The sequence below is a fragment of the Stenotrophomonas sp. P5_B8 genome (assembly GCF_054049855.1).
In genome coordinates this window covers 1-17,446 of record NZ_JBFULO010000039.1, presented here as the reverse complement: position 1 = coordinate 17,446, position 17,446 = coordinate 1, and the positions used below count along the sequence as shown (strand labels likewise).

Sequence of the window (17,446 nt, the reverse complement as noted above, 5' to 3'; positions counted from 1 at the left end):
CCTGTAAAAAGGGCCGGTAGTACCGGCCCTTGGATTCAACGTAGCGGTCTTGTTACCAGACCACTTCGGCCATCGAGCAGTTCAGGCCCGAGCCGATACCGAGCAGCGCGATGCGATCGCCCTTCTTCAGCCGGCCCAGTTCCTTGAGCTTGCTCAGCACGATCGGCACCGAGGCCGGACCGATGTTGCCGTGCTCGCCGAAGATGGTCATGACCTTCTTCGGGTCGATGCCGAAGTTCTTGATGAACGCGGCGGTGTGCGGCTGGCTCACCTGGTGGATGACGAACTGGTCCAGTTCGTCCACCGCCCAGCCCAGCGCTTCGCGTGCAGCCACGAAGGTCTTCTGGGCCAGCTTGATGCCCTCGATCAGCAGCATGCGGGTGTCGGTGACCATGCGGTCCAGGTTGCCGCGGCACAGCTGGTTCCACTCGGTGGCCGAACGGGTCACGCCACCGCGGTAACGCGGCGCGTCGGGCACCAGTTCGGTCCGTGCCATCACCATGGCGGCGGCACCGCAGCCCAGGGTCAGCGCGGCCATCTCGTTGCGGAAGTCATCGGCGGTCACGCCCGGCAGGGCCATGCGCTCGAGGGTCTTCTCGTAGACCAGGTTGGCGGTTTCGCCATCGACGATCAGCGCGTAGTCGATCTCACCGCGCTCAAGCATGCGCGCAGCGATGTCCATGCCATTGATGAAGGCCAGGCAGGCGTTGGCGACGTCGAAGGTCATGCACTCATCGCCCACGCCCAGGTTGCCCGAGACGATGCTGGCGGTGGACGGCTCCAGATAGTCGCGGCTGACCGAGGTGTTGACCAGCAGGCCGATCTTGTCGGCGCCGATCCCGGCATCTTCCAGCGCCTTGCGGGCGGCCAGGGTCGCCGCATCGGAGGCGAGCATGTCCGCATCCCACAGACGACGGGCGTGGATGCCGGCGATATCGCCGAGCACGTCGGTACGGATGCCCAGACGATCCAGCGTCGGCTGCAGACGTTCGTTGATTTCCTTGGACGTCAGCGTGTGCGGCGCGTCGATGTGCGCCAGGCCGGCGATAGAGACATTCTTGAAGAGCATCAGTTAGCGCCAAGGCTCAGGCAAAGGGGGCGCTATTGTAAGCCGGCCTTGCCTTCACCGCACCTTTACGAATTCACGCTTGGGCGTATGGTGCGCGGCCGGGCGCTGAAGGGTTCAGCGAGGCGGGCACTGGAAGGCCAGGAAACGCTGGCTGCCATCGGCCGGCTGGCCACTGGCCTGGACGGCATTGGCCCCGGCGCTGGGGGCTTCATTGCGTGCCAGGGTTTCCAGTTCTTCCTGCACGCGCAGGGGGTTGCGGTTGTAGAAGGCCACCTTGCTCTTGACCGTCACCACCACCTCGCCCTTGCTCTGGCAGCCGCTCGGCACCTGGCCGGGAGGCAGCACGCGCACGGTCTTGCCTACCGGTTCGATCGGCACCCACGTGCAGGCGGTGGCGCTGAGGGTGAGCAGGGAAAGCAGAAGAACGCGCATGTGGGAGACCTGGCTGGGCGACGAGAAAGGAGTGTGCGGGAAACGGCTGAATCGGGGGTGATGGGGTGCCGGGCCGAAGCCCGGCCCCCTGCTTCGGCAGGTCAGCGAGGTTGCCGGCCAGCGGCCGGCACTACCTTGCCATCTGCATCGATCACGTGGACCTCGCCCAGGTTCAGCGCGCGGACCTCCTTCTCGGTCTGCTTCAGGTCACCGACCACCACCCAGGTGAGGGTGTTCGGGTCCAGCGTGGCCGCCGCCTGCTGCACCTGCGCCGGGGTCATGGCCTCGATCTCGGCCTTGCGCTTGAACACATAGTCGTCCGGACGCTGGTAACGCACGATGCCGCTGATGGTGCCCAGCACCGCACTGGCGGTTTCATACGCGCCGGGCAGGCTCAGCGTCTGGATGTTGCGGATGCGCGCCACTTCGGCGGCAGTGGCCGGCTTGGCGCCACTGGCGAAGTCGCGGATCTCCTTCTGCATTTCCCGCATCGACTCGGCGGTCTTGTCGATCTGCACCGGCGCACGGGCACCCCAAGGGCGCTGGCCCAGGGTGTTGCTGGCACTGCTGCCGGCACCGTAGGACCAGTGTTTCTCCTCACGCAGGTTCATGTTCAGGCGCGACGTGAAGTCGCCGCCGAGCACGCCGTTGGCGATGTCGAAGCGGGTGCTGCCCGGATCCATCGCCGACGGGACCACCTGGCTGGCGAACAGGTTGGCCTGGACGGCGCCGGGCTGGTCGATCAGGTACACGCGGGCGTGGGTYGGGCGGGCCACGTCGACCGGCGCCTTGACCGGCGGGGCAGTGCCCTGGCCCTTCCAGTCACCGAACTGACGCTCCAGCAGCGGCACGATTTCCTTCAGGGTGGTGTCGCCGACCACGATCAGCGTGCCCTGCTCGGGACGCAGCGCGTCACGGTGGAAATCGACCAGGTCCTGGCGGGTCAGCGACTGGATGTCGGCTTCATTGCCACTGCCCGTGAACGGAATCGCGTACGGATGACCGGCGCCGTACAACAGGGTCGGCATCACGCGCATCGCCGCCGCGCTGGGGTTGACCTTCTCCTGCTGGATGCCGGCGATCCAGGTCGCCTTGACCCGGTCGATCTCGCCCTGCTCGAAGCGCGGCTGGCGCAGCATGTCCGCATACAGGGCCAGCGACGGGGCCAGGTTTTCCTTCAAGGCCGACAGGTAGACGCTGGCGCTGTCCAGCGATGCCGACGCACCCAGGCTGGCGCCGAGGGCATCGGCGGCGTTGGCGAACGGCAGTGCGCCGAGCTTGCCGGCGCCTTCGCCCATCAGGTCCATGGTGAAGTTGGCGGTGCCCTGCTTGCGGCCCTGGTCGGCGGTGAAGCCACCGGGGAATTCATAGCTGAACTGCACCACCGGAATGTCGTGGCGTTCGGCCAGGATCACCTGGGTGCCGTTCTTGAGCGTGGCGCGGTGCAGCTGCGGGAATTTCAGCTCCGGGAAGGTCTTGGTCTGCGGTACGCCGGTGCTGCGGTCGACCTGCTTGGGCAGGGTGGTGAACTTGGGATCCACGGCCGGTACGGTGAACGGCTTGGGCGATTCGGACGGCAATTCGGCCAGCGCCACGCGCGCGCCCGGCTCCACCACCACCGTGTGGTCGCCCACGCCCAGCCACTTGGCACCGGCGCTGCGCACGTCGTCGGCGCTGGCCGCATCGATGGTCGCCAGCGACCGGCGGAAGCAACCCGGATCGCCTTCGAACACGGTGCATTCGGCCAGCGCATCGGCCTTGCCGCCAAAGCCGCCGATACGCTCGATGCCACGGATGAAGCCGGCCCGGAAGGCGGTCTTGCCACGGCTCAGTTCATCGGCGCTCGGGCCATCCTTGACCAGGCGCTTGATTTCCTCGTCGATGATCGCTTCGACCTTGGCCGGGTCCACGCCCTGCTTCACGGTGGCCATCACCACGAAGTTGGACCCCAGCTGCGAGCTGTAGGCGCCGGCGCTGATGTTGTCCACCAGCTTGTCCTGGTGCAGCAGGCGCTGGTCCAGACGCGAGGACTTGGCACCGCCGAGCACCTGGGCGAACAGCTGCAGCTGGTCCAGGTCGGTGGTGCCGACCTGGGCCACGTTCCAGGCGCGGTAGATGCGCGCCTGCGGCACCTTGTCGGTCATCACTTCACGCGTGCTCTTCTCGCGCTTGGCCACGTCCACCTTCGGCTGGGCCATGCTCGGACCGGCCGGGATGTCGCCGAAGTACCTGGCGACCTTTTCCTTGGCGGTGGCCAAGTCGATGTCGCCGGCCAGCACCAGCACCGCGTTGTTGGGGCCGTACCAAGTGCGGAACCAGGTCTTGACGTCATCCAGCGACGCCGCGTTGAGGTCGTTCATCGACCCGATCACGCTGTGGTGGTACGGGTGGCCTTCCGGATACATCGCGCGGGTCAGCTTTTCCCAGACCTGCCCGTAAGGCTGGTTTTCGCCCTGGCGCTTTTCGTTCTGGACCACGCCGCGCTGTTCGTCGAGCGCGGCCTGATCGATCGCACCCAGCAGATGGCCCATGCGGTCTGACTCCATCCACAACGCCATGTCCAGCGCGGTGGTCGGCACGTTCTCGAAGTAATTGGTGCGGTCGGTGTTGGTGGTGCCGTTCTGGCCGGTCACACCGACCTGCTTGAAGGGCTCGAAGTACTCGCCGTTGTGGTTTTCGCTGCCCTGGAACATCAGGTGTTCGAACAGGTGCGCGAAGCCGGTGCGCCCCGCCGGTTCGTCCTTGCTGCCCACGTGGTACCAGATGTTCACCGCCACGATCGGGGCCTTGCGGTCGGTGTGCACCACCACGCGCAGGCCGTTGGGAAGGGTGAACTGCTCGAACGGAATGTCCACCTTGGCCGGCGTGGCGGGCTTGGCCAGCACAGGCGCCGGCACGAAGCTGCCCAGGGCGGCGGAGAGCGCTACAGCCAGCAGCGCGGCACGCGGGCGGAGTTGGACGGTCATTCCGTTTCCTTGGTCATGAAAGTGAAGACCGATGCTAGCGCGTGGCGGGCACCCGCGGCATCCGCCAACAGTCATTGCCGGTATCGGGGAACTTCCTGCCCCTGGGCGCCTTTGATAGGCCTGCTCACTCATTGCTGAGCACCAGGCCGCGGACCAAGGCGCGCCCGGCGCGGACAGGTGTCCGGACAGCGGACACCCTGAATCAAACACAAAACCCTTTTAAATCAACCACTAAAAGTTGGCACGGCGCCTGCTTGGTACTGGGTGGGGCAACGCGAAGAACAGAACAAAACTGACTCCGCGCTGAACAAAATAAAGAAAGTGCAGATTGTTCTTGCAAGCCCCGAACCGGTGTACTACCTTACTACCACACCACTGCCCACCAACACTAAACAGGCCCGCCATGAACACCAAGATCCTCGCCATCGCCATCGCCCTCGCCGCCGGTTCCGCGTTTGCTTCGAACGTGCAGGCCGCCGCCATCACCACCCTGGATACCCTGCAGGTCCGCCCGTCGGCCGACCAGATTGCCCAGGCCGAGGTCGAGCGCAGCAGCGCCATCCCGACCCTGGCCCTGGTGGAAGTCCGCCCGACCGCTGGCCTGATTGCCGACTACCGCGCCGAACTGGCCGGCAGCCGCCGCGTCACCACGCTGGCCTCGGTGGAAGTGCGCCCGACCGCCGAACAGCGCCAGGCCCTGGCTGCCGAACAGGTCAACGATCGCGATTACGTCGCCACCCTGACCGCCGCCGCCACCGCCGTCGCCCGCGACGTGATCGTCAACCTGCCGGCCCTGCAGGTGCGTCCGTCGGCCGCCGATCTGCAGGCCCTGGCGCTGGAAACCGCTGTCCAGGTGCTGGTCCGTCCGTAACCGGTTGCTGCGGTAACGCGCAGCAGCCGCGTAAACTGCGGCGATGACCGCGCCCACGTTCCACGTCATCCTGTTCCAACCCGAAATCCCGCCGAACACCGGCAATGTGATCCGCCTCTGCGCCAACACCGGCGCGCGGCTGCATTTGATCGAGCCGCTCGGTTTCGACCTGAGCGACAAGCAGCTCAAACGCGCCGGCCTGGACTATCACGAATACGCTCGACTGCAGGTGCATCCAGACCTGGCTACCGCCCTGCAGACCATCGCACCCCGGCGACTGTTCGCCCTCAGTACCCGCGGCAGCGTGCGTTACGACACCCAGCAGTTCGAAGACGGCGATGCCTTCCTGTTCGGCCCGGAAACCCGCGGCCTGCCACAGGACCTGCTTGACGCACTCCCCGATGGTCGGCGCCTGCGCCTGCCGATGCAGCCGGACAACCGCAGCCTCAATCTGTCCAACACGGTCGCCGTGGTGATGTACGAGGCATGGCGCCAGAACGGGTTCGCCGGCGGGGAATAGCACGCCGTGCCGACCAACGGTCGGCACCTACCGGTGACACAGGCACCTGCCGGCCGCGTAGCACCTGACCGTTGCTCAAGTGGCCCGTTCAACGGTAGTGCCGGCCGCTGGCCGGCTCCCGACACCGCCGACACCCTTAAGCCGACACCCTTAAAACGCGTTGATGCCCGTCAGCTCGCGCCCGATCACCAGCTGGTGCACGGTCTCGGTGCCCTCATAGGTGATCACCGATTCCAGGTTCAGCGCGTGCCGAATCGCCATGTGTTCGGTGGTGATGCCCGCGCCGCCGAGCAGGTCGCGGCATTCGCGCGCGATGTCTATCGCCATGCGGCAGTTGTTCCACTTGGCCAGACTGACCTGCTGCGGATGCAGCTGCCCGGCATCCTTCAACCGCCCCAGCTGCAGCGCCAGCAACTGCGCCGTGGTGATCCGCCGGGCCATGTCGGCCAGCTTGATCTGCGCGCTCTGTGTGGCCGCCACCGGGCGCCCGAACAGCACCCGTTGCTTGGTGTAGTTCAGCGCCTCGTCCAGGCACGCCACCGCGGCCCCGATCGGGCCCCAGCTGATGCCGTATCGGGCTTGGTTCAAGCAGCCCAACGGGCCCTTCAGGCCCTGCACGTTGGGCAGGCGGTTGCGCTCTGGCACGCGTACGTTGTCGAAGAACAGCGCACCGGTCAGCGAGGCACGCAGGCTCATCTTGTGCTTGATTTCCTGGGTAGTGAAACCGGCCATGCCCTTCTCCAGCACGAAACCCTGGATGCCGTCTTCGGTATGCGCCCAGACGATGGCGATGTCGGCCACCGGGCCGCTGGTGATCCACATCTTGCTGCCGTTGACCACCCAGTCGCCGCCATCGCGTACCGCACGGGTCTTCATCGCCGCCGGATCCGAACCGCCATGCGCCTCGGTCAGGCCGAAGCAGCCGATCACCTTGCCGGCGGCCATGTCCGGCAGCCAGCGCGTGCGCTGTTCCTCGCTGCCGTAGGCGAAGATCGGGTACATGCACAGCGAACTCTGCACCGAGACGAAGCTGCGCAGGCCAGAATCGCCGCGCTCCAGCTCCTGGCAGATCAGGCCGTAGCTGACCGCGTTGAGCCCGCCACCGCCGTACTGCTCGGGCAGGCTGGAGCCGAGCAGACCGAGCGCGGCGATTTCCGGGATCAACTCGTCCGGAAAGCGGCCCTGGTCGAACGCGTCGCCGATGATCGGCAGCACGCGCGCGTCGGTGAAGCGCGCCACCGTGTCCTGCACGGCACGCTCCTCATCGGTGAGCAGGGCGCGGACATCAAACAGGTCGTACGGATTCAGTGACATGGCTACCCGGGCATGAAGGCGATCAAACAGGGGGCCATTGTGGTCGCTGCACCGCATCCGGCCAAGGCACGCCGCAGCACGGCCGCGGCAATGACGCGACCGCAGGTGCTGCCGGCGGCCCACCCAGGTAGAGCCACGCCGTGCGTGGCTGGCTGGCTGGCAGGCGCCATGAGCGCCGTGCGCAGCGGACGACACGTGGCGCTACCCCCACTCAAGATTGCGGGCGCATCGGCATTGGTGCGCCGCACCATCGGCATGCGTGAAGCACGCACTCACGTGGCGTCAACGTCGGCGATCTAGGCGGAAACGCCGCGTCCGGCTACCCTGCACACCTGATCCAGTAGTTGCGCCGTCTGCCGCGCGCGCGATTCCCAGGCAACCGCCAGCGGCTTTGGCCGACGGCACTACCCAAGAGTTACGCACCCCCATGAGCGAAGAGACCCCCGTCCTGCCCCCGCGTGAAGCCATGGAATTTGACGTGGTGATCGTCGGCGCCGGCCCCGCCGGCCTGGCCACCGCGATCCGCCTGCGCCAGCGCGCGATCGAGGCCGGCCGCGAGTTGTCCGTGTGCATCCTGGAGAAAGGTTCCGAGCCGGGTGCGCACATCCTGTCCGGCGCGATCATGGACCCGCGCGCGCTGACCGAGCTCTTCCCGGACTGGGCCGAGCGCGGCGCGCCGCTGAAGCAGAAAGTCACCCGTGACGAGTTCCTGTTCCTCAGCGAAACCGGCGCGCGCGGCACCCCGCATGCGCTGCTGCCGGAGTGCTTCCACAACGACGGCAATTACATTGTCAGCCTGGGCGAGGTGACCCGCTGGCTGGCGCAGCAGGCCGAAGCGCTGGAAGTGTCGATCTTCCCCGGGTTCCCCGCCGCCGAAGTCCTCTACACCGCCGAAGGCGCGGTGATGGGCGTGGCCACCGGCGACATGGGCATCGAAAAGAACGGCACCCCCGGCCCCAATTTCGAACGCGGCATGGAACTGCATGCCAGGTACACGATCTTTGCCGAAGGCTCGCGCGGCCACCTTGGCCGCCAGTTGATCGCGCGCTACCAGTTGGATGCCGGCAAGGACCCGCAGGCCTACGGTATCGGCATCAAGGAACTGTGGCAGATCGATCCGGCCAAGCATGAGCCGGGCCTGGTGGTGCATGCCGCCGGCTGGCCGCTGGACAACGCCACCTATGGCGGCGCGTTCCTGTACCACGCCGACGGCGGCAAGGTGTCGATCGGCTACGTGGTCGGCCTGGATTACAAGAACCCGTGGCTGAGCCCGTTCGAAGAATTCCAGCGTTTCAAGACCCACCCGTCCATCCGCAAGCACCTGGAAGGCGGCAAGCGCATTGGTTACGGCGCGCGCGCGATCACCGCCGGCGGCCTGATGTCGCTGCCCAAGACGGTGTTTCCCGGTGGCGCGCTGGTCGGCTGCGAGGCCGGCTTCCTCAACGTCAGCCGGATCAAGGGCAGCCATGCGGCGATCAAGACCGGCATGCTGGCCGCCGATGCAGCGTTCGATGCGCTCGCCGCCGATCGTCAGCACGACGAACTCAGCGCCTACCCGGCCGCGTTCGAGACCAGCTGGCTACATGAGGAGCTCAAGCAGTCCAAGAACTTCAAGCAGTGGTTCAAGAAGGGCCAGACCGTGGCCACGCTGATGACCGGCATCGAGCAGTGGCTGCTGCCCAAGCTCGGCATCCGCAACCCGCCGTGGACGCTGCGCCACARCACCCCGGACCACGCCTGTCTGGAGGCGGCCGACAAGCACGCCAGGATCGTCTATCCCAAGCCCGATGGCGTGCTCACCTTCGACAAGCTCAGCTCGGTGTTCCTGAGCAGCACCAACCATGCCGAAGACCAGCCCAGTCACCTCACGCTCAAGGACGCCAGCGTGCCGGTGCGGATCAACCTGGCCGAGTATGCCGGCCCGGAAGCGCGCTACTGCCCGGCCGGGGTGTACGAATTCGTCGGTGCGCAGGGCCAGGAGCAGCTGCAGATCAATGCGCAGAACTGCGTGCACTGCAAGACCTGCGACATCAAGGACCCCACCCAGAACATCGTCTGGGTGACCCCGCAGGGCGGTGGCGGCCCGAACTACACGGGCATGTGATGCGACACGCCTGCCTGCTCGGGGTCGCGCTGTGCCTGTGTGCGTGCACGCGCACTGCGCAGACGCCCGAGCAGGTGCATCAACAGCAGCTGCAGCGCGCGTTCGCGATCTGTGCCGGATGCCACACCGTCACCCCGGGTGGCGTGCATCGTTTCGGTCCCAACCTGCACGGGGTGGTCGGGCGTCGCGCCGGCAGCCTGGCCGACTATCCCTATTCCACTGCAATGCGCCAGGCCGACATCACCTGGAGCACGGACACCCTGGATACCTTCCTGCGCGCGCCGGCCGCCGTTGTGCCGGGGTCGCGGATGGTCAATGCCACCGCCGATGCGGAACGGCGGCGTCAGGTCATCGAGTACCTGCAGCAGGCACGCTGACCGTCAGTCCTGTTGCAGCGACGCCAGGTAAGTGCGCAGGGCGGCATCGAAGCGCTCCAGTTCCTCGCCGCAGGCATCCACGCCGTGCACGCCGACCTGCTGCATCAGCGAACGCGCCTGTTCCACCAGCACACCGGCACCGAGGGTGCCCAGCCCGCCGACAATGCGGTGCAGCACCTCTGCCACCGTGTCACTGTCACCCTGCGCGCGAGCCGCCTGGGCGCGGCGCAGGTCCTCTTCGGTGGTGCTGCGCATGCTCTCGATCATCACGCCGGCCACATGCTCGGAACCGAAGCGCTGCACGATCGCCGTGCGCGTCGGCATCGCGCCCGACGGTGTCGCCTGCGGGACGGCCACCGGCGTTTCCTCGTGGCCGGGCAGCCAGCGCAGCAGCACCTGGCGCAAGGTGGCCAGCGCGACAGGCTTGGCCAGCAGATCGTCCATGCCGGCCTCGCGGCAGCGTTGCAGGTCTTCGGCGAGCGCGCTGGCAGTCAATGCGATCACCGGCATCCGCGGCAGGCCGCGCTCCAGTTCGCGTTCGCGCAGGCGCCGGGTCATGGCGTAGCCGTCCAGCACCGGCATCCGGCAATCGGTGATCACCAGGTCGAAGTGTTCCTGCTCCAGCAGCGCCAGCGCGTCCTGCCCCTGCGCGGCAAGCGCGTAGGCAAGGCCGAGTTGCTGCAGCCGCCAGCGCATCAGCGCCTGGTTGGTGGGATGGTCCTCCACCACCAGCACGCGGTACTGCCGCAGCGTCTCCGGCAACGCACCCAACGGCTCGCCGTCGCGTGCCGGGGCCGCATCGGACTCCATCGCCGGCACCCGCGGCAACAGCAGGTGCACCACCACTTCAGTACCCTCCCCGGGCACGCTGTGCAGTTCCAGGCTGCCGCCCATCAAGGCGACCAGCCGCTGGCAGATGCTCAAGCCCAGCCCGGTGCCACCGTACTGGCGGGTGGTGGCGATATCGGCCTGGGCGAAGGGCTTGAACAGGCGCTCGCGCTGCCCCGGTGAGATGCCGATACCGGTGTCGGTCACCGCCAGACGCAGCCGCTGCGCGCCATCCTCCTCGTCGGTCACGCCCAGCGCGATGGCAACGCCGCCCTGCTCGGTGAACTTGATGGCATTGCTGAGCAGGTTGAACGCGATCTGGCGCAGGCGCATGCCATCGCCCAGGTGCATCGGCGCCACCGCCACATCGACCTGCAGCTGCAGTGTCAGCCCTTTGGCCGCGGCCTGCGGCGACAGCAGCTGCTGCACGTTGTCGAGCAGGCCGCGCAGCGCCAGCGGCTGCAGTTCCAGGCGCAGCGCGCCGGCTTCGATCCGCGAGTAGTCCAGGATGTCGTCAAGGATGTGCCGGAGCATCTGCGCCGAGTCCTCGATCACCGCGATGATGCGCCGCTGTTCGCCATCGAGCGGGGTATGGGCCAGCACTTCAAGCATGCCCAGCACTCCGCTCATGGGCGTGCGGATCTCATGGCTCATCGTGGCCAGGAAATCGGACTTGGCCGCGGTCGCGTGCTCGGCCGCAGCCTTGGCGGCAGCCAGCGCATCGGCCTGTGCACGTGCCTCCGTGACATCCACCCAGTACCCGCTCCACAGGATTTCACCGGCATCGACCGCGTAGGGCAGCGCGCGCGAGCGCACCCAACGAAGGCTGCCGTGTGGGCTGGTGCGGAACTCGATGTCCAGCGCGGCGAAATCGCGTGCGGCGTGGTCCAGCGCCTGGCGGACACGCTCGCGATCCTGCGCATCGATGCAGGCCATCAGCCGCTTCTCGTCCGCCATCGCATCGGCCACGCTCAAGCCGAACAGCGCTTCCAGGTCGCCGGCGATGTACGGGAAGGAGAACTCGCCACGGCTGTCGCGCCGCGCCTGATACACGGTGGCCGGCAGGTTGTCGGTCACCCCGGCAAGGCGCTGCTCCAGGCGCCGGCGCATGCCGACCTCACGGCGCAGCCGCCAGTAGCCCCAGCCGTGCACCAGGATGGCGGTCAGCAGCACCAGCGCCAGCGGCACCGCCCAGCGCGCGATCGAACGCCAGTCCACCTCGCTGTGGTACTCGGCCGACAGCCAGTCACCGCGAATGGCTTCATGCTCGCGCGGGCTGAGGTTGACCAGCACGCGGTCGAAGGTGGTCGCCAGCGGCGCGTACTGGCGCTTGACCGCCAGCGAAAGGCGGTCGGAGAAGCCAGCCGGCGCGGTCACATGCAACTGCGCGGGGTATTTCTCCCGCACGATGCGATCGGTGGTGGCCAGATTGCCGATGTAGGCGTCGGCGTCCCCGTGGGCCAGCCGCGCCAAGGCCTGCTCGGCACTGCGCGCGGGCACGATGCGCGCATTCGGCGCGTGCTGCAGCACGTAGCCGCGCAGGCGCTCGGGATCGGACAAGAGGATGCTGCGCCCGTCCAGATCGGCCAGGGCCAGTACCGAGGGGCTGTCGGCGCGCACCACGATCACGTTGGGCACGGTGATGAAGGGCTGGCTGAACACCCAGTCCGGCCCGAGGTAGGCCGAATCATTGGGAATGCCCATGATCACGTCGACCTCGCCCTTGCGCAGCTGCTCGCGCACCTCGAACCAGTCGTGCGCCGGTACCTGCGCCAGGTGCGCGCCGACCATGCGCAGTTGGCGCAGGTAGTCGCCCGCCACGCCGCTGGGCTGTCCGGCGGCATCGATGAAGGCCAGCGGCGCGGCGTTGGGCGCGAACGCCATCCGCAGCGGCGTGGCCAGCACCTGCTTCTCGGCATTGCCCAGGATCAGCCGCGACCGGGTGGACCACTGCAGCGGATGCAGCCAGCGTTGGGCCAGTGCGTCGTGTTCGCCGCGGGTGACTTCGCTGAGCGCGCCATCCAGTGCTTCGGCCAGCGGCTGCTTGGCATTGGGAACGCCGAAGTGCAGACGCTCCGGTGGCAGGTCGCTGGGCCGCAGCAGGGTGACCTGGCGCATCGCGTGCTGGTCGATCAGCATGTTGGCCACGTACGCGTTGCCGATGTATACGTCGGCTTCGTTGCGGCCGACCATGTTCAACGCGGTCAACGTATCGGCGGCGGTGACCTGCAACGCGGCCGGAAAGCGCGCGCGCACCTGGTCGCTGGTGACGAAGTCGCGCTCGGTCACCACGCGCAGCCCATGCAGGTCCGGGTCGGTGGAGGTGCGGGTGTCATCGGGGCGCCCGACCACGGCCAGCGGCGCATCCATGTAGGCACGGGTGTAAACCACGCATCGGGTGCGGTCGGCGCTCAGGGTGATGTTCATCACCACATCGATTTCGCCTCGACAGGCGGCATCGAGCACCTCGGCCCAGCTGCCGTACCTGCGCACGTCCACCCGTACCCCGAGGCGCCGCGCGAGCAGGCTCAGGTAGTCGTAACCCAAGCCCTGCGGACGTCCATCGTGCATCGATTCGAACGGCGGCCAGCCGCTGTCGTAAATGCCCAGGATGATGGTAGGGTGCCGACCAAGCCATTCACTCTGGCGGGATGATAGCGACGCCGGCGCGGCCGGCGCGTCCGCCCCCACCGCCAGCATCGGCACGAGGGCAAGGACCAGCAGCAACAGCCAGCGGGCAACCGGAGTACGCATGCGGTCTTATCTCCGTAGAATGATGTTTCCACCACGGCACGGCCCGAGCGGCGTCCGCCTAGGCGACCATACTAGTCCATGACCCTGCGCATCATCATCGCTGACGATCACCCGGTGGTCCGTATCGGCACCAAAGCGGTGATCGAAGCCAGCGGCGTGGGTGTGGTGGTGGCCGAGGCCAGCAGCGCCGACGAACTGCTCACCGCATTGACCACCCAGCCCTGCGATGTGCTGGTGACCGACTACTCCATGCCGGGCAGCCAACAGGCCGACGGCTTTGCCATGATCGGCATGATCCGCCGTCGTTTCCCGGACCTGCCGGTGCTGATGTTGAGCGTCTCCAACAACCTGGCGATCCTGCGCATGGTGGTCTCCATCGGCGTGCTCGGTCTGGTCGACAAGACCTCCTCGATGGAAGAACTGCCGCTGGCCATCCAGACCGTGCAGCGCGGCTTGCCCTACGTGAGCCGCACGCTGAAGGAGCGCATTGACGCGATCGGCACGCACAACGTCGATGAGATCAGCACCAAACCGCTTTCGCCCCGCGAGGTCGAAGTGCTGCGCCTGCTCGGCAGCGGACTGACCGTGAAAGAGATCGCCCTGCAGCTGCACAAGAGCGTCAGCACGATCAGCCGTCAAAAGGGCGATGCCATGCTGAAGCTGGGCCTGAAGGGCGATGCCGAGCTGTTTGACTACCTGCGCGACGGCGAAATCTGATAAATCGGTCACACTTTTAGCTCAACGCATTCCCCTCCCCTTGTGACGGGGTTGGCAGATATGCCATGATGTCGCTGGATGAGTTCCTAATGCGAGGTCGAAGGAATCGGCCGGCTCATCTACCACGCTCCCCCGTCATGGGCCGGGGCGTCTTACGCGTCGGCCTTCCTGCCCGATGCCCGCAGATCCATGGAGAGGCGCATGAACTTCCTTCCCGCCGTCAGTCCGAGCCTTGTGCGTCCGCGCGTGCGCGTGGCGTTGGTCGGCCTGTTGGTCGCGCTGCTCGCCAGCGCATGCAGCCCCTCGCCTTCGACCGCGTCACCACAGGGCGCCTCCGCGCCACGACAGGATGTTGCCCCGATGCAGAGCACCCTTACTCCCGCCGCTACCGCCACGCCGCCCGATGCCGGCAGCGTGCTGTATTTCATCTACCAGGTCGACGGCGATGGCGCGACGTCATATGAAGTTGCCAATGGCGCGGTCGCGACCTTCTGGTTCGGCCATGCCTTCGAACTGGGCGGCACCAGGTACTACACCGGCTTTGCCTGGAACACCGTGGCCAAGTACGGCAAGCCGGGCGAAGACGAGGCCGGCCCGGAGACCCAGGTAACGCTGACCGAAGCCACCTTCACCCTGACCGGCACCAAGGCCGACAAGCCCTGGGTGTTCAAGGGCATGGAACGCTCGATCGGCAAGGTCGGCGCCTACGGCAACCCGCCCACCATCGACAGCAAGCGCAAGCCGGTCGAACACCGCACCGCCGGTGGCAAGCTGCTGCTGGCGGTACCGACCAGCAGCTTCGAGGCCGGCACCAGCATTGATGGCTACAGCATCCTGGTGTTCAACCCGGACTACGCGCAGGACAAACAGGACGACCGCGTCTGGGCCTACCTGGGCTCGGTCACCACCGGCGAAGACAACGCCGCCGCCTGCGACGAAGGCCAGGCCATGCCGTGCATCGGCAGCGATGGCGAACTGGCCTTCAGCGCCGTGGCCGGCAGCGATCTGCCCGCGATCCGCGTCACCCGCACCGGCACCACCTTCGACGGGCCGGATGCAACGCGTCCGATGGGCCCGCAGGACACGGCGACCTACGCCTACGATCCGGCCGCCAAGGCATACGTACAGAAGTAAGCAGCAAGCAGGACCTGTTGACCGACATGTTGAAGACTCATGGATGAGTCCGGTTGGCGTACTGCGGCATAGGCCGCTCCAACAACCCCAGAGGAAGACGTCATGGCACAGCGTGACTACAGTAAAAAGGAAGTTCTCGACATCATCGAGCAGGTCGCACAGCGCAAGGGCATCCCGAGCGAGGATTTCCTGCGGTTTGCGCACATCGAAACCGGCGGCCGCTTCGACGAGCGCGCCGAGAACAAGACCACCCACGCCAAGGGCCTGTTCCAGTTCCTGCCGTCCACCGCAGAACGTTACGGCCTGAAAGGTCACGAGTTCGATCCGACCCGTAACACCGAAGCGGCCGCGGAGATGTTCCAGCGCAACCTGACGGACATGCAGAAGCGGCACGACCGCACCGGGCATCCGTACCTGTCCGGCGAAGACAAGCCGACCGGGCTGGACCTGTACTTGGCGCACCAGCAGGGCGAGGCCGGTTACGGCTCGATCCAGACCGCGATCGCCACCGGCACGTTCGGCGTGGTGCGCGACCGCCATGGCGAGCAGATCGACATGCGGCCGCGGATCATGGCGCAGATCGGCGATGACGTCCAAGCGCTGACCGGCCACAGCCGTGCCGACATGCGCAAGATGAACGACCACGACCTGGCCGCCAGCTTCGCCCAGTACTACGACCGCAAGTACGATGCGATCAGCATCCCCGAAAAGCACGTCGCCCCGCTCACCGAAGGCCACGCGCGCCCGGCCCAGCAGCAGGCACCGTCTGCCCCGACGCAGACGGCCACGTCGCCGGCGCAGACCGCCGGCGCCGCCGCGGCCGTCGCTGGCGCAGCGGCCGTGGGTGCCACCGCCGTCGCCGCCGCTGCTGGCCAGGACAAGCCCGGGATCAAGCTGGATGCGGCCTACAACGCCGGCGTGCAGTACGACGACGTCAAGTACGCGATCAATATTGCGTCCAGCCAGTATTACCGTGGCAACGGCGTCACCGGCAAGAACGTGGATCAGGGCTACATCGACTGTTCCGGCTGGGTGGGCACGCTGCAGAACAAGACCCAGGACGAGATCAACCGCAAGGCCGGCCATGAGGTCTACACCGACGCGGACAAGATCAAGCTCGGGTATGCCGGCTCGGGCACCATCGTGCAGAACGCCTACAAGGAATCGGGCGTGCTGCTCGACCGCGCCGGCATCGCCAAGCCCGGTGCCCTGCAGGAAGGCATGGTCATCGGGCTGGATACAGCCAAGACCAAGCACGAACACTGGAACRGCATCGACCACATCGTGATGGTGGTGCGCGACCCGAACACCGACAAGCTGTTGATCAGCCAGTCCACCGGCAGCAAGGGCGTGCACACCATGCCGGTGGAGGAGTACCTGAAGCAGGTGGAGAGCCACCCGAACTGGAAGATCTATGCTTCCGATCCGCTGTCCAAGGGCCGCCACCTGCTGGAAAGCCACACGCAGGATCGCGTGCAGGGGCAGGGTGCGGCGACGCATGAAGCGCCGGGCAAGCACGGCAACGCACAGCCCGACGCCGCCCATGGCGCGCTGCTCAAGGACGGCAGCAAGGGCGATGCGGTGCGCAATGTGCAGGAGGAGCTCAACAAGCTTGGCTACGTCGGCGGGGATGGCAAGCCGCTGACCGAGGACGGCAAGTTCGGCCGCAACACCCAGGATGCGGTGCGCGCGTTCCAGCGCGACAACGGGCTGGGGGTCGACGGCATCGTCGGGGCCAAGACCCTGGGCGCGATCGGCGAAGCACGCGACAAGCCGCTGCTGAGCGATCCGCGGCATGCCAACAACCCGATGTTCGAACAGGCGGTCAAGGGCATGGAAGGTCTGGAGGCGGGGACCTTCAAGGACCGCCAGTCGCTGCTCAACGCCGCCGGCGCGCTGACCCAGGACGCCAAGGCGGCCGGTCTGCAGCGCATCGATGCGGTGGTGCCCAGCACCAACGGGCAGTTGCTGTTCGCGGTGCAAGGGGGCACCGGCGATCCGGTGCAGTTGCGTGCGCACGTGGAGAAGGGCGCGGCGGAAACGCAGTCGCTTGCCGCCACCAGCGCCGCGCTGCACGAGCCACAGCAGGCCCAGCAGGAGCAGGTGCGCCAGACCCAGAAGGCGATGGGGCACTGAGTTTCATCGGGCAGGACGCCCACCGGGAAGGAAGCCCACGGAAGGCCGCGCTCGCGCGGCCTTCTTTTTTTTGTTCTCTCATCTGCGTGGCAAGCACGAAGCGCGCTGCCAACTTTCTCGCGCGGCGGTCGGTGGATCGGGCGCTGGGGCCCCATRCCCTTTCCGGCGAATGTCCCCCGGCCGCAAGCGGCCTCCTCCTTTATTTCGCCTCCAAGGGCATGGGG

At 66.9% G+C, this 17,446-nt stretch carries 12 protein-coding genes; 7 read left to right on the top strand and 5 right to left on the bottom strand.

The annotated features are described in order from the left end of the window. Positions 1-52: 52 nt before the first annotated feature. The 3 genes from ACXJKH_RS04030 to ACXJKH_RS04020 all read right to left on the bottom strand — a co-directional run bounded on the left by ACXJKH_RS04030 (position 53) and on the right by ACXJKH_RS04020 (position 4,467). Positions 53-1,069 carry a 3-oxoacyl-ACP synthase III gene (locus ACXJKH_RS04030; protein ID WP_038691210.1) on the bottom strand — a complete coding sequence of 339 codons (1,017 nt, stop codon included), beginning with the start codon at positions 1,067-1,069 and terminating at the stop codon, positions 53-55. A 114-nt stretch (positions 1,070-1,183) separates the two neighbouring features. Then, complete coding sequence (locus ACXJKH_RS04025) at positions 1,184-1,501, bottom strand: DUF4156 domain-containing protein (RefSeq protein WP_256775275.1); 318 nt, start codon at positions 1,499-1,501, stop codon at positions 1,184-1,186. Positions 1,502-1,602: 101 nt separating this feature from the next. Next, on the bottom strand, positions 1,603-4,467 hold the full coding sequence (locus ACXJKH_RS04020) for a M16 family metallopeptidase (protein ID WP_457318392.1): 2,865 nt from the start codon (positions 4,465-4,467) through the stop codon (positions 1,603-1,605). Between the two features lie 403 nt (positions 4,468-4,870). Here ACXJKH_RS04020 and ACXJKH_RS04015 point away from each other — a divergent pair, with 403 nt between their 5' ends. After that, positions 4,871-5,338: an XAC0231 family protein gene (locus tag ACXJKH_RS04015; RefSeq protein WP_457318391.1), complete on the top strand. Its 468-nt coding sequence runs from the start codon at positions 4,871-4,873 to the stop codon at positions 5,336-5,338. A 43-nt stretch (positions 5,339-5,381) separates the two neighbouring features. Further along, positions 5,382-5,858, top strand: a complete 477-nt coding sequence (gene trmL / locus ACXJKH_RS04010) for a tRNA (uridine(34)/cytosine(34)/5-carboxymethylaminomethyluridine(34)-2'-O)-methyltransferase TrmL (RefSeq protein ID WP_256775278.1) — start codon at positions 5,382-5,384, stop codon at positions 5,856-5,858. Between the two features lie 150 nt (positions 5,859-6,008). Here trmL and ACXJKH_RS04005 read toward each other — a convergent pair whose 3' ends face one another. Next, complete coding sequence (locus tag ACXJKH_RS04005) at positions 6,009-7,172, bottom strand: acyl-CoA dehydrogenase family protein (protein WP_457318390.1); 1,164 nt, start codon at positions 7,170-7,172, stop codon at positions 6,009-6,011. 427 nt (positions 7,173-7,599) lie between these two features. Here ACXJKH_RS04005 and ACXJKH_RS04000 point away from each other — a divergent pair, with 427 nt between their 5' ends. After that, positions 7,600-9,276 (top strand): electron transfer flavoprotein-ubiquinone oxidoreductase, encoded by a 1,677-nt coding sequence (locus ACXJKH_RS04000; RefSeq protein WP_457318389.1) that lies wholly within the window; start codon positions 7,600-7,602, stop codon positions 9,274-9,276. Continuing rightward, a complete protein-coding gene (locus ACXJKH_RS03995) occupies positions 9,276-9,653 on the top strand; it encodes a c-type cytochrome (protein WP_457318388.1) in 378 nt (125 codons plus the stop codon). The genes ACXJKH_RS04000 and ACXJKH_RS03995 overlap by 1 nt, the downstream gene beginning before the upstream one ends. Positions 9,654-9,656: 3 nt before the next feature. On the opposite strand, the gene ACXJKH_RS03990 is transcribed toward ACXJKH_RS03995, so the two are convergent. Further along, positions 9,657-13,235, bottom strand: a complete 3,579-nt coding sequence (locus ACXJKH_RS03990) for an ATP-binding protein (RefSeq protein WP_457318387.1) — start codon at positions 13,233-13,235, stop codon at positions 9,657-9,659. A gap of 78 nt (positions 13,236-13,313) precedes the next feature. On the opposite strand from ACXJKH_RS03990, the gene ACXJKH_RS03985 reads away from it, so the two are divergent. The 3 genes from ACXJKH_RS03985 to ACXJKH_RS03975 all read left to right on the top strand — a co-directional run bounded on the left by ACXJKH_RS03985 (position 13,314) and on the right by ACXJKH_RS03975 (position 17,222). Further along, complete coding sequence (locus ACXJKH_RS03985) at positions 13,314-13,952, top strand: response regulator transcription factor (RefSeq protein ID WP_256775283.1); 639 nt, start codon at positions 13,314-13,316, stop codon at positions 13,950-13,952. Between the two features lie 201 nt (positions 13,953-14,153). Further along, a complete protein-coding gene (locus tag ACXJKH_RS03980; RefSeq protein ID WP_457318386.1) occupies positions 14,154-15,086 on the top strand; it encodes a hypothetical protein in 933 nt (310 codons plus the stop codon). A gap of 102 nt (positions 15,087-15,188) precedes the next feature. Then, positions 15,189-17,222: an XVIPCD domain-containing protein gene (locus tag ACXJKH_RS03975; protein WP_457318385.1), complete on the top strand. Its 2,034-nt coding sequence runs from the start codon at positions 15,189-15,191 to the stop codon at positions 17,220-17,222. Positions 17,223-17,446 lie beyond the last annotated feature (224 nt).

Excerpts from the sequence above, each read along its gene's own strand:
- ACXJKH_RS04030 (WP_038691210.1), bottom strand. The coding sequence starts at position 1,069 with ATGCTCTTCAAGAATGTCTCTATCGCCGGCCTGGCGCACATCGACGCG.
- ACXJKH_RS04025 (WP_256775275.1), bottom strand. The coding sequence starts at position 1,501 with ATGCGCGTTCTTCTGCTTTCCCTGCTCACCCTCAGCGCCACCGCCTGC.
- ACXJKH_RS04015 (WP_457318391.1), top strand. The coding sequence starts at position 4,871 with ATGAACACCAAGATCCTCGCCATCGCCATCGCCCTCGCCGCCGGTTCC.
- trmL (WP_256775278.1), top strand. The coding sequence starts at position 5,382 with ATGACCGCGCCCACGTTCCACGTCATCCTGTTCCAACCCGAAATCCCG.
- ACXJKH_RS04005 (WP_457318390.1), bottom strand. The coding sequence starts at position 7,172 with ATGTCACTGAATCCGTACGACCTGTTTGATGTCCGCGCCCTGCTCACC.
- ACXJKH_RS03995 (WP_457318388.1), top strand. The coding sequence starts at position 9,276 with ATGCGACACGCCTGCCTGCTCGGGGTCGCGCTGTGCCTGTGTGCGTGC.
- ACXJKH_RS03990 (WP_457318387.1), bottom strand. The coding sequence starts at position 13,235 with ATGCGTACTCCGGTTGCCCGCTGGCTGTTGCTGCTGGTCCTTGCCCTC.
- ACXJKH_RS03985 (WP_256775283.1), top strand. The coding sequence starts at position 13,314 with ATGACCCTGCGCATCATCATCGCTGACGATCACCCGGTGGTCCGTATC.
- ACXJKH_RS03980 (WP_457318386.1), top strand. The coding sequence starts at position 14,154 with ATGAACTTCCTTCCCGCCGTCAGTCCGAGCCTTGTGCGTCCGCGCGTG.